The organism is Cyanobium sp. BA5m-10, assembly GCF_024346255.1.
Classification (GTDB): domain Bacteria; phylum Cyanobacteriota; class Cyanobacteriia; order PCC-6307; family Cyanobiaceae; genus Cyanobium_A; species Cyanobium_A usitatum.
The window spans coordinates 1-11,306 of sequence record NZ_JAGQCP010000017.1 but is presented as its reverse complement, the minus strand read 5'-3'; the positions used below and the strand labels follow the sequence as shown (position 1 = coordinate 11,306).

Annotated in this window: 16 protein-coding genes and 1 pseudogene; 13 read left to right on the top strand and 4 right to left on the bottom strand. The window is 63.1% G+C overall.

The window, feature by feature from the left end; all coding sequences use genetic code 11:
• Positions 1-107: 107 nt before the first annotated feature.
• Positions 108-281 carry a DUF1517 domain-containing protein gene (locus KBY85_RS07935; protein ID WP_254960976.1) on the bottom strand — a complete coding sequence of 58 codons (174 nt, stop codon included), beginning with the start codon at positions 279-281 and terminating at the stop codon, positions 108-110.
• Between the two features lie 92 nt (positions 282-373).
• On the opposite strand from KBY85_RS07935, the pseudogene KBY85_RS16060 reads away from it, so the two are divergent.
• Positions 374-1,572: pseudogene (locus KBY85_RS16060) on the top strand (ISAs1 family transposase).
• On the opposite strand, the gene KBY85_RS16055 reads toward KBY85_RS16060, so the two are convergent.
• Positions 1,523-1,780, bottom strand: coding sequence for a DUF1517 domain-containing protein (locus tag KBY85_RS16055; RefSeq protein WP_396121830.1), 258 nt, complete (start codon positions 1,778-1,780; stop codon positions 1,523-1,525). The pseudogene KBY85_RS16060 and the gene KBY85_RS16055 overlap by 50 nt on opposite strands.
• A 319-nt stretch (positions 1,781-2,099) precedes the next feature.
• On the opposite strand from KBY85_RS16055, the gene KBY85_RS07915 reads away from it, so the two are divergent.
• The 7 genes from KBY85_RS07915 (at position 2,100) to KBY85_RS07885 (ending at position 6,018) form a co-directional block, all read left to right on the top strand.
• Positions 2,100-2,267: a transposase gene (locus tag KBY85_RS07915; RefSeq protein WP_254960973.1), complete on the top strand. Its 168-nt coding sequence runs from the start codon at positions 2,100-2,102 to the stop codon at positions 2,265-2,267.
• 161 nt (positions 2,268-2,428) lie between these two features.
• Positions 2,429-2,692 carry an IS3 family transposase gene (locus KBY85_RS07910; RefSeq protein WP_254960972.1) on the top strand — a complete coding sequence of 88 codons (264 nt, stop codon included), beginning with the start codon at positions 2,429-2,431 and terminating at the stop codon, positions 2,690-2,692.
• Positions 2,693-2,757: 65 nt separating this feature from the next.
• Positions 2,758-4,383, top strand: a complete 1,626-nt coding sequence (locus tag KBY85_RS07905; protein WP_254960971.1) for a transposase — start codon at positions 2,758-2,760, stop codon at positions 4,381-4,383.
• A gap of 49 nt (positions 4,384-4,432) precedes the next feature.
• A complete protein-coding gene (locus tag KBY85_RS07900) occupies positions 4,433-4,732 on the top strand; it encodes a hypothetical protein (protein WP_254960970.1) in 300 nt (99 codons plus the stop codon).
• 9 nt (positions 4,733-4,741) lie between these two features.
• A complete protein-coding gene (locus tag KBY85_RS07895) occupies positions 4,742-5,311 on the top strand; it encodes a hypothetical protein (RefSeq protein ID WP_254960969.1) in 570 nt (189 codons plus the stop codon).
• 27 nt (positions 5,312-5,338) lie between these two features.
• A complete protein-coding gene (locus tag KBY85_RS07890) occupies positions 5,339-5,599 on the top strand; it encodes a prevent-host-death protein (RefSeq protein ID WP_254960968.1) in 261 nt (86 codons plus the stop codon).
• The gene (locus tag KBY85_RS07885; RefSeq protein ID WP_254960967.1) at positions 5,572-6,018 is read left to right on the top strand and encodes a PIN domain-containing protein; all 447 of its coding nucleotides are present in this window, start codon (positions 5,572-5,574) and stop codon (positions 6,016-6,018) included. The genes KBY85_RS07890 and KBY85_RS07885 overlap by 28 nt, the downstream gene beginning before the upstream one ends.
• 186 nt (positions 6,019-6,204) lie before the next feature.
• On the opposite strand, the gene KBY85_RS07880 is transcribed toward KBY85_RS07885, so the two are convergent.
• Complete coding sequence (locus KBY85_RS07880; protein ID WP_254960966.1) at positions 6,205-6,402, bottom strand: hypothetical protein; 198 nt, start codon at positions 6,400-6,402, stop codon at positions 6,205-6,207.
• A 138-nt stretch (positions 6,403-6,540) separates the two neighbouring features.
• Between KBY85_RS07880 and KBY85_RS07875 the strand changes: the two genes are divergently transcribed.
• Genes KBY85_RS07875 through KBY85_RS07855 form a run of 5 tightly spaced genes read left to right on the top strand, consistent with a single transcriptional unit; the run spans position 6,541 to position 10,733 of the window.
• Positions 6,541-7,551 carry a GTP-binding protein gene (locus KBY85_RS07875; RefSeq protein ID WP_254960965.1) on the top strand — a complete coding sequence of 337 codons (1,011 nt, stop codon included), beginning with the start codon at positions 6,541-6,543 and terminating at the stop codon, positions 7,549-7,551.
• Complete coding sequence (locus KBY85_RS07870; RefSeq protein WP_254960964.1) at positions 7,548-8,297, top strand: GTP-binding protein; 750 nt, start codon at positions 7,548-7,550, stop codon at positions 8,295-8,297. The genes KBY85_RS07875 and KBY85_RS07870 overlap by 4 nt, the downstream gene beginning before the upstream one ends.
• Positions 8,298-8,302: 5 nt before the next feature.
• Positions 8,303-9,124, top strand: a complete 822-nt coding sequence (locus KBY85_RS07865; protein WP_254960963.1) for a metallophosphoesterase — start codon at positions 8,303-8,305, stop codon at positions 9,122-9,124.
• Entirely contained in the window at positions 9,124-9,834 is a 711-nt protein-coding gene (locus KBY85_RS07860) for a phosphoesterase (RefSeq protein ID WP_254960962.1), read from the top strand. The genes KBY85_RS07865 and KBY85_RS07860 overlap by 1 nt, the downstream gene beginning before the upstream one ends.
• A complete protein-coding gene (locus KBY85_RS07855) occupies positions 9,831-10,733 on the top strand; it encodes an alpha/beta fold hydrolase (protein ID WP_254960961.1) in 903 nt (300 codons plus the stop codon). The genes KBY85_RS07860 and KBY85_RS07855 overlap by 4 nt, the downstream gene beginning before the upstream one ends.
• Here the strand turns inward: KBY85_RS07855 and KBY85_RS07850 are convergent.
• Positions 10,642-11,306, bottom strand: a 665-nt coding sequence (locus KBY85_RS07850) for a metal ABC transporter permease (protein ID WP_254960960.1), incomplete at its 5' end; no start/stop codon positions are given. The two genes, KBY85_RS07855 and KBY85_RS07850, sit on opposite strands and share 92 nt — an antisense overlap.

Here is an 11,306-nt window from a genome sequence, read left to right as displayed (position 1 = left end):
AACCCTAAAAGTTTTGTCCCTTACGGTGCAGTGCATCAAAGCTGTCAGGCATCCCGGAATGCCCATGAGAAGTCAATACTCAGCCTGTTGGTGCCATGAATCCAATGTCATAGATGTTGCAAATCCGGATAGGCCGTAATCAAGGCATCGGTGTTCAGCACTTCGCTCACCCCTTCGGGCTGCCAGATCACTTCCAGGGCGATCAACTCATCCACGCCCACAGCCCCCAATTGCTGCAGCGACTCGCGCAACTTCTCCGCCGTATCGGAGCCCTTGAGCAACAGCTTGTGGCAGGGCTGATTCAAAGTCCGTCACAGGCGTCCTTGCCGGGGCTGTCAGCATGGGTTGAGGTCGGCTGAATCGCCCCCTCCTTGTGCCTGAAAGCGCCTCCGCCGTAACCGATCTCGACCTGATCAGCTATCTGAGGTCAATCCCAGATGCGCGGATGCGGCGCGGGGTTCGGTTTCCGGCCTGGTATCTGCTGCTGCTGGCCGTGCTCGGAATCCTGAGTGGATGCCAGAGCTTGCGGGATCTGGAGCGTTTCGCCATCCGCCACCACAGCGTTCTGACCGAGGCACTCGGCCTGGCGTTGCGGCGGCCGCCATCGGATTCCTCGTTCCGCTACTTCTTCCAACAGGTGGATGTGGCCGCCCTGTGCACTGCGATCCGTGACTGGACGATCGCCCAAATCCCAGGTGGCGCAGCAGATCTCGATCAGCTGGTGTGTGACGGCAAGGCCTTGCGAGGGTCGATTGTGCCAACAACCTGTGGTGGCTCGGCGTTCATTGCCCAGGTCACGCTGTATTCGGCCGCCCTCGGTGTGGCCATCAGCCAGGCCTGCTACGCCACCGGCGAAAACCACGAGCGGGCGGTGCTGCGGCAGCTGCTCGGCGAGCTGGATCTGTGCGGCGTGCTGATCCAGGCGGATGCCCTGCACACCCAGAAACCGTTTTTCGGCAGCTCAAGGAGCAGGGAGCCGACTTCCTGCTGACCGTGAAAGGCAACCAGAAGACGTTGCATCGTCAGATCCGATCTCAGTTCCACGGAAAGCGGCATATTCCTTTCGTGGCGGACGTTTACGAGATTGGCCACGGCCGCGACATCGCCTGGACGCTGCGCGCCAAACAGGCTCCAGAGCACATCAGCGAGGCCTGGATCGGCACCAGCTGGATCGTGGAAGTCACGGCCAGAGGCACTCATGACGGCAGGCCGTTTCAAGCCACCCACCTGTTTCTGACGAGCCTGCGCACCACGCCAGAAGCACTGCTGCAACTGGTGCGCGACCGCTGGAGCATTGAGGGCTGGCACTGGATCCGTGACACCCAGCTCCGTGAGGACGCCCACCGCTACCGGGGTAATGGCGCCGGTGTGATGGCCACGCTGCGCACAGCAGCCCTCAATCTGCTGCGCCTGGCTGGGTTCCGCTCGATCCGGACTGGCTTACAGGCAGTGATGCACGACATCACGGCGCTGCTGGCAATGGCGCGGCGCCTGCCGGAACCGACTCCTGCTAAACTTTGTATCAGCCCTGCAGCTTGTGGCGGCTGGCCACCAGCAGGGTTATCGCGGTGAAATCGCTGCTGGCGTCGCTGTCACCTGAAGCAACATCGCCAGCGCTGAGGCGCTGACCTGCCACGTTGCTGGTGATCTCGCGATCGAGCTTGCTGCGCTCGGTCATCGACAGGCGATTGAAAGTAGATTCGGCTCTCCGGCAGCTCGCTGTAGGTGCGGCCGATTCGCCGCCTACCAGGGCTGCTGCGCTGAACGGCCCTGGCAGCAATAGATGAATAGGGCCTCACTCCACCCCGTTCAGCTGCTGGCGCAGCGACGGGACCGATCCCAGCGGAGGTCCGGCGTCAGGATGGCCTCAAACTGGAGAGGACCGGAGCAAGCCTTCCCCGCGCAACCGATCAATCCGCTGCAAGCCATCCGCCAACGGAGGTGCCAACGTGGATGCCATCAGTCCTTCAGTTGGAGAGCGCCGGTGGGAATCGCGATCGAGCTCAATGACCAACAGGCCCAGGTGATGTGGACCCCGGAAACTGAGCCAGTCCTTATGAGAGCTTTCCTACCGGCCAGAATTGGCCAGGATAAGCCCCATGAAACGCAAACGCCACAACCCCGAGCAGATCATCCGCAAGCTGCGCACCGCGGAACAACTGCTTAACCAAGGCCAAACCGTCGCCGATGTCTGCAGGGCTCTGGAGGTCTCAGCTCCGACTTATTACCGCTGGCAGCAGCTATATGGCGGGATGAAAGCGACTTAGGCCAAACGCCTCAAGGAGCTTGAGCAGGAGAACACCCGCCTCAAGCGGTTACTCGCAGATGCTGAACTGGATAAGGCAATGCTCAAGGAGCTTGTTGCGCTGTGAGGCGCACCTTGCGGTGCGACGGGAAACTTCTAAGCCCGGAGCGTCGTCGCAGGGCCGTGGTGGTTCTGCAGGATCGATTCCGGGTTTCCCAGCGGCGTGCCTGCCGGTTGACAGGTCAACACCGCAATACCCAGCGGCGCCCTGTGCCACTGGCAGACATCGAGGAGCAGAAGCTGCGCAGTCGGATCCGTGAGCTGGCGCGGCGCCATGTGCGCTGGGGCCGGCGGCTTGTCTACCGGCGGCTGAGGCTTGATGGCTGGAGCATCAATCACAAGCGAGTGCAACGGATCTGGCGTGAGTGCATGGCGACAATTAGATAGGCGGGGGCGTTGAATCTCAATTCTTGTTACCAGTCATATAGTGTTGCCTCAGTCAATTTGTTCCTTTGGCGTCGGCATCCAGCTCTGGTGAAAGCCGGCTCCAGCGTCAGCGGCGCAGGCAGCTGCTGGAGACAGCCCGTAGCCGCTACCAGTTGCTCAGTTACCAGGAGAAGGGTGCCCTGGTGGATGAACTGGTGGAACTCAGCGGGTATCACCGCAAATCGGTGCTGCGGTTGCTGCGCCAGCAGCCTGCGGACCATGGGGGTCCACCGGCCCGTGCTGGCGCTGATCACGAATCAGCGGCGGCGCTCGGCCGGAGGCGTTATGGCCCCGAGGTGGTGCAACTACTGGAGACCCTGTGGGAGGCCAGCGACCATCTCTGCGGCAAACGCCTGGCGGCGGTGTTGCCCACCCTTGTGGAGGCTCTCGAGCGCCATGGTCACCTGGAGATCGAACCGGTTCTCAAGAGATTGCTGCTGCAGGTGAGCCCGGCCACGATTGATCGGCTGCTGGCACCGGCTCGCTCTGCCCAGGGCGGTCAGCATCGGCGCCGCCGCTCGCGCATCGTCACCGGAGTGCGCAGGCGCACCACGGTGCGCACGTTCAATGGCTGGAAGGGTGTCGAGCCCGGCTGGTTCGAGATGGATCTGGTGGCCCACTGCGGTGGGCGCATGGAGGGCCCGTTCCTGTGGACGCTGGTGCTCACCGATGTGGCCAGTGGTTGGAGCGAATGTGTCCCGCTTCCCAGCCGCGATGGCCTGCTGGTGCGCTCAGCGCTCCAGGAGCTGCGGAAGCTGATACCGATGCCTCTGCGCGGCATCGACGTGGACAACGACACCGTATTCATGAACGAGGAGTTCGAGCGCTGGTGCGCCGAGGCCCGCGTGCCAGTCGAACTCACTCGATCACGGGCCTACAAATCCAATGACCAGGCCTGGGTGGAACAGAAGAACGGCATGCTGGTGCGCCGCGTAGTGGGGCACCGCCGGCTGGAAGGAGCTCAGCAGTTGGAGCGGCTCTGCCAGCTGTATGCCGCTCTGCGCCTGTTCACCAACATTTATCAACCATCGGCCAAGCGAATCCCGTTTGAGGAGACTGACCTGCGGGAGGGCCGCCGTCCCCGCCGCCGCCATGACGAACCGCTCACCCCAGCTGATCGGCTGCTGCGATGGGGAGGCATGGGCCGCAAGGGCCGCCAACGCATCGAGAAGCTGCAGCAACAATGCGACCCGGTCGCCCTGCTGGGGACGATCCGCCACAACCAAGCGGCCTTGGTGAATGGGGGGCGCGAGCCAGACCAGGAAAGAGAATCCGCCTCAACCACTTCCCAGGAGCTGGATAGCTTCTTGAACAGCCTGCGGCTGTTATGGCAGCGGAGTGAACCTGCCAAACGGGGCGGCTGGCAAACGCCCACCCGCACGTATCGCACTCGGGCAGACCCGACGCTGAGTTGCTGGCATCTAGTTCTCGAGTGGCTGCTGGCAGATCCGTTACTCACAGGCCAGCAGGCAATGCAGAGGCTGGATCGCGAACAACCCGGGCTCTATGGCGGCAGCCTGCGAACCCTGCAGCGACGGATGACGGACTGGCGTGTTGCCAATGCCGAACAGGTGGTGGGCATGCAGATGGAGGCATTCCAAGAGCAGGAAAACAACCAGCTCAACAGGAAAGAGGAGCTAAAGCAAAGGTGACAATTAAACGGGTAACAAATGCGGCGAGGCAACGCGCCCGCCTACGTAGTTGACACCGGGCAAGGCAATCGAGAAACAGTCCTCCTCCGGGCCGATCGCTGGTTCGGTTGCAGCGGGCGGAGATGCACCGCTGCAGAAAGCCGACGTGATCGCTTACGACACGGCACTACTGCGCCAGGAGAGCGAGACCGTCTATGCCAATCCCCGCTCTAATTCGTCTGCCCTGATTAACCAGCGGCGCCGCTACGCCGACCAGCTGAGCCTGTTGCTGCCAGGGCTTGCCAGCTGGGTTCAGTTCACAGCTGCTGCCGCCGGGGTGACTGGTAGCGCGGCCCTGCTGAGGGGTTGAGCGCTGGCAATGATCAGCCCCCGCCAGTTAACCAGTGGCATGCACCAGCGCAACTCAGCGCTGTGGGGCCCTACCCCCTTGCAGCCATTTGCCAATGCCCGCCTGCTGCTGGGCGAAAACGCCACCCCTGGTGACACCACCTCGCCGGTGGTGGCGGCCCATGTCCTCGAGTGCTTTCTGGAGCGGGCCAACTACATCTCCGCCAAGGAAAACGGCCCGGGGGTGGAGACCGGGGACTTCACCTACCAGGGCTACATCTGCCGCGCCAGCCGGCTGCCACCGCACCCTGGTGCGATCTGGCTGAGTAGGGAGCTGGAGTGGAGTCAGAACGGCCGGCGTGTCTCAACTGCCAGCAAAACTGTTGTGGCTCCCTGCGAGGGCGCAATTTGGCTTGGTGATCTAACCCTGCTCAATGCCGCAGGTGATGCAGGTGTCGATCCCTATGCCCAGTACACCTTGTTCACCGTGCTGGAGTTTGGTGCCAGCTACGGCTCAGGCGGCATCGGCAGCCTGGTGCAGCCGTTGATTGGTGAACGGGTGTTTGGCACGCTTAAGCCGAATCGGTTGGACCAGTCCTAAGGTGTACACACTTGTATGGCCAAGACAGTGACCGTCCGTGTCGGCATTCGTGAGCTGAGGGCCAAGTTGGCTTCTCACCTTGAGTCGGTGACGCCGATTGAGGTGACGCGCCACGGCCGCACTATTGGCCTCTACGTACCCCTGCCCCAGCCGGCTGAACGGGATGAGCGGGAACGACTGCTGGAAGCCGGCCGGCTGATGCAGGCCGAGCTGGAGCGCCTTGGCCTAACAGAGGAGGAGCTGAGTGCTGACTTCAAGGCTTGGCGTCAGCGGCGCCAGCAGCACTGAAGGTGGAGCGCAAACGACTCGTCCTTGACGCCAACATTTTGATTCGTGGCTGCCTTGGCGTGCGGGTGAGGAACCTGATCGCCGATTACGCCGATCGAGTGGACTTCTTTGTCGCGGAAGCCAATGTCGCCGAGGCGGCGGGCTACATCGCTGATCTCGCCAGAGAAAAGAACCTCGATGAAGTGCTCTGCGCAGAAGCCCTGCTCAGTTTGATGCGTGTTGTTCAGCTGGTGGCGGACACGGCACTCGAGTCAGCTCGAGCGGAGGCGCTGGCCAGAATCCGCGATGCTGATGACTGGCCTGCACTAGCGCTTGGCCTGCAACTGGAGTGCGCCATTTGGACGGAGGACCAAGACTTTTTTGGCAGCGGTATCGCCACGTGGACGACTCGCACGGTGGAGATCTACTTGAACAGTTGACTTGTCGTCGAGATGGGTCATGCTATTTGCATCTTCCAATTCCACTATCACTACTGCCTGCATCAGAGGCGAGGTGATTTGACAACGAGCATTAATGGTTCTTCTGGCATGGGGTCCAAAGTTCAGCGTGACTAGCTCACCCGGCGCGGGGGTGATCGGTGTGCAGGTCAGGGGTCGGTGATTCGACTACTGGTCTCTCACCGCCTGGCCTTGCAGGAAGTTGTGGATCATCTGCTCCATGCCGTTCTGCGTTCTCCCATGGGGACGCAGGCTCTTCTCGGCCCACACACGATCCAGCTCCTGGCGCAGCTTCTCAGGGATCCAGCAGGACAGCATCACCTTGCCCTCGCGGCTGGAGGTGCAATGGCGCTCAGGCGTGGACATCGAGCATTTTTGTGTGCATGTGCACAATCTGCCACTGCCAGGCCCTCTGGACCAGCAACCGCTGGACTGCCGAAATCCCTGGCCAAAGGGGCCATCGATCAGTCAGAATGAGAACCGTTCTCAGTAATGGGTGGGTAGATGGGTCAGCAGGTCGTTCAGGTGCCCGTCACCCTGCTCACCGGCTTCCTCGGCGCTGGTAAGACCACCCTGCTTAACCACATCCTCAGCAACCAGCAGGGGCTGCGCAGCGCCGTGCTGGTCAATGAATTCGGTGAGGTGGGGATCGACAACGAGCTCGTGGTGGCCACCAGTGATCAGATGGTGGAGCTCAGCAACGGCTGCATCTGCTGCTCGATCAATGGGGAGCTGCAGGAGGCGGTGCATCGGGTGCTCGAACGCCCCGAGCCACTGGATCTGATCGTGGTGGAAACCACCGGCCTAGCCGATCCGCTTCCCGTGGCCATGACGTTCATGGCCGGGGACCTGCGCGATCGGCTGCGGCTCGATTCGATCATCACCGTGATCGATGCCGAACACTTCAGCGTCACAGCCCTCGAAAGCCCGATCGCTCGCGCTCAGGTGGTGTATGGCGACATCCTTCTGCTCAACAAAGCCGACCTAGTGGATGAGCAACGGCTGAAGGAGGTTGAGTCCGAGCTGCGGGCGATCAAAACCGACGCACGAATTCTGCGGGCCAGCCGTGGTGATGTTCCTTTGGGCCTGCTGCTGAGCGTGGGGTTGTTTGAAACTGATCGCCTGGCATCGCTCCAGGCCCAGGAAGATGCCCATGAACAACATCACAACCACGGGGATCACCACCACCACGAGCATCACCACCATCCCCACACCCCGGAGTTGGAGGGCTTCAGTTCGGTGAGCCTGGCGGTGGACGCGCCGTTCGATCTGAGGCGCTTCCAGCACTTCCTTGACATCCAGCTGCCTGAATCGGTGTTTCGCGCCAAAGGGGTGCTCTGGTTCCGCGAAAGCGAGCGGCGCCACCTGTTTCACCTCTGCGGCAAGCGCTTCACGATCGATGACTCCGACTGGCCCGATGGCTCAGAGCGCCACACCAAAGTGGTGGTGATCGGCAAGGGCATTGACCAGGCAACGCTTAAGGCCCAGCTCGAGGCCTGCGTAGCGCTGCCATGAGCCAGACCCTGCTGATCTCTGGACCGCCTGGCTGCGGTAAAACCAGCTGGATTCTGAAGCGGGTCCAGGCTCATCGAGGCCCATGCGGGTATCTGCGGCTGGCCGGCTACCCCGACGAAGGGCTAGCCCAGGCGCCTGACGGCGGTATCGATCTGGCCTACCTGCAGGACCAGTGCCCGAGGCTGCTGGATCTGGCCGATCTCGATCAGGCCCTGGCACCAAGGCCGGAGCACCTTCTGGCGCTGATTGAACTACCCCAGTTCCAGCCGCCGACGGAATCGGGTCTTGGTGGGGTGGACCGGCGCGTGATTCCCCAACTGGAGGCCTTGCATCTCAAGCCCGACGAGCATTTGCACTTCGGGCGAGACACCGCCTTGCCCCGCCAGGACACCCTGGATTTCAGCAGTTTGCAGTCCTGGGAAAGGAACCTGGCTGGGAGTGTGTGGGATCCGGCCAGCCTGAGCAGCTTCTGGTTTGAACTGGTGAACGCTGCCTATGGCGATGTGTACCGCGCCAAGGCCCTAATGAACCTGCCCGATGGCCGGGCCTTCTTCTGCAACTGGATTGTGAGCCAGGAGGGCTCCCAGTTTCTGCCTTTGCAGACGATCGCCCCCCCTGACTGCCGCCCGGAGCGAATGTCGCGCCTCGTTGTGCAGGGCAAGGACCTCGAACCTGCCGCCATAGAGGTGACCCTCGCCGACTGCCTGCTGAGCCAAGCCCTGCCCCATTCATCCCCTTCCGCCTGATCGCCATGGCCCACGCCGTGATCTCCTGCCTGCACGCCAACCACGCCGCCCTGGAGGCCGTGCTCGCCGACATCGACCAACAGGGCATCGACACCATCACCTGCCTGGGCGATCTGGTGGGCTACGGCCCCCAGCCCAATGAGGTGGTGGAGTTAATCCGTCAGCGCGCCATCCCCACCTGCCAGGGCTGCTGGGATGAGGACATCATCGAAGGCCTCAACGCCTGCGACTGCAGCTACCCCTCCCAGCTGGCGGAAAGGCGAGGCCATCTGGCCCATCAGTGGACGGCCGATCAGCTGAGCGAGGAGAACAAGGATTTTCTTGCCAACCTGCCGATGTCGCTGCGGCGCGATCGGCTGCTGTTCGTCCATGGCAGTCCCAACAGTCAGCACGAATACCTGCTGCCCAACATGGATGCCTTCGCGGCGCTGGAGCGGGTCGAAACCGCCGGAGCCGACACCCTGTTCTGTGGTCATACCCATCATCCCTATGTGAGGGAGCTGCGGGATGGATCGATCCGGGTGCGCGTGCAGGAAGGTGTAGCCAGCGGCGGCCCATCTGTAGAAAGAGAAATCAATTTGCCGGTGCGCCGCATCATCAACGCCGGCTCGGTGGGTGAGCCGCGCCATGGCAACACCAACGCCACTTACGTGATTCACGACGAAGCCGCGGACAGCGTGGAGATCCGGGAGGTGGCCTACGACGTGGAGCGCACCTGCCGGGCCATCGTCGAATCCGGCCTGCCGGCGATCTTCGCGTGGCGACTGCGCCATGGCTTCGAATACGCCGAGCGGGCCGATGACGCCAGCCACGTGTGTGAGCGCTGATGGCACGCTGGGCCTTAATAAGTGGTCTGCGCGGAGATCTGGAGGCCTATGAGGCCATCCAGGAAGATCTGCGCCACACCCGGCGGGTGGACACCCTTTTTGTGTTGGGGGATGTGATCGGTCCGGCACGGAATTGCGATGCCCTGCTGAGCCGGTTGCAGCAGCCGCGTCGTGGCGAACTGCAGCCGCAGTGCCTATATGGCTGGTGGGAGGACCAGCTGTTGGCCGAACGGGGATACCGGGGCGGGCGGCGAGCCGATGCCCTGCGCCTCAGCCAGGGGGAGACGGCCGTGGATGCCCTGCTCCAGGCCGTGGATCCTGGCCACATGGGCTGGCTGGCGGAGCTGCAGTTCGGCTTCATCGAGCTCGACTGCGCCCTGCTGCATGGCAGCTCGGCCACCGTGGAAGACAGCCTGGGCCCGGACAGCTCACCCCTGTTGTTGCTTGATCGGCTCACCCGCATGGAGGTGAACCGGCTGTTCACAGCGCGCAGCGGCCAGCAGTTCAGCATCGAACTCACTGGCGGCGGCATTGAGTCGCAGGTGCGGGATCTGGAGGGCCAACGGCACCAGCAGCAGAGCGTTCCCAAGCGCCAGGTGATCGGCATCGGGGCTGGCGTCCACTACACCATCTACGACCCCGGCACTGATCGCTTTGACTTTCTTACCGCCGGCAGCAGGTCCCAGGAGCGGGCGCGGGGGTTTGCATGACCCCGCAGCTGGGGGGGACTTTGGAGACCCTGCAGGTTGACCTGGCCGGCCGACAGCTGCGCTTGGTGCTGGAGCGCCGGGGGCATGCGGCGGCCCCCCTTTGGTTGCTGCTGCCGGCGCTGAGCACCGTGTCGAGCCGCGGTGAATGGAAAGCCTTTGCGAATGTGATGGGCGATCGGCGCCAGCTGGTGAGCTTCGACTGGCCCGGTTTCGGCGACAGTGACCGGCCAGCGATTGCCTACGACGCCGCCCTGCTGCGCTCGGCGCTGCGGGCCGTGCTCTCCTACCTCCGCACCACAACCCCTCAGCTGCCAATTGTGGTTGCCGCCGGCCACAGTGTCTCGGTGGCCCTGGGGCTGGCCACCGAATGGTCTGGGCTGTGGCAGGAGCTTGTGCTGGTGGCCCCCACCTGGCGCGGCCCCCTGCCGACGATGACCGGCTTGCCGCAGCAGCAGTTCAACTGGCTGCGGAGTCTTGTGGCAGCACCATGGATCGGCCCGGCGCTCTACCGGCTCAACACCAGCCGAATGCTGCTGCGCCTGATGCTGCGGCGTCATGTCTGGGTCGCCCCCGCCCTGCTCACACCGGCTCGGATCCGCGAACAGCAGCTTCTTGCCCGCCGCCCCGGAGCGCGCTTTGCCAGCGTGGCCTTCGTGAGCGGTGGCCTTGATCCGGTAGGTGATCGCACCTGGTGGCTGCAGCAGGCGCGGTTGCTCAAATGCCCGCTGCAGGTGGTGCTGGCGGCTGAGGCTCCGCCGCGCTCAAAGAAAGAGATGGAGGTTCTGGCCTGGGAGGCGGCTGATCAGCTCAGCGTGATTCCTGGTCGACTGGGGCTGCACCAGGAATTTGGGGCCCTACTGGCACGGCAACTGCTGGAGAGTTGCGTGTCTGCTGGCTGACCAGCAGCGCCAGCAGGAATCCTGCAAATTGCACGATCACCACACACGGACCGGAGGGCAGGTTGGTGAGGCCCGAGCCCAGTAGGCCAAGCAATGCACAGCTGCCGCCCAAGGTGGCTGAGGCGAGGGCATAGAGCGGGAAGTGGCGGCTCACGAGCCGCCCCCCGCAGGCAGGGATCACCACAAAGGCGCTGATCAGTAGCACTCCCACCGCTTTGATTGACACCGCCACCACTACCGCCAGCAGCACGATGAAGATCAGGCGGTGACGGTTGGCCCTCACCCCGAAGGCTCCAGCGAGATCGCTGTTGAGGGTGAGCAGCACCTGGGCCCGCAGGCTCAAGGCGAGATAGCCCAATGCAATCAGCAGCAGCAGGCCGATCACCACCAGATCGCTCCAGCTGATGCCGAGGATGTCGCCGAACAGCAGCTGCTGGATGCCGCCGCGGTAGGTCTCCACCAGGCTCAGGGCCACCACCGCAAAGGCCAGGGAGGTGGAATACACGATGTTCAGCAGGGCGTCTGCCGGCAGGCCACTGCGGGCCACCAGCTGGTTCACCAGCAGGGCGAACA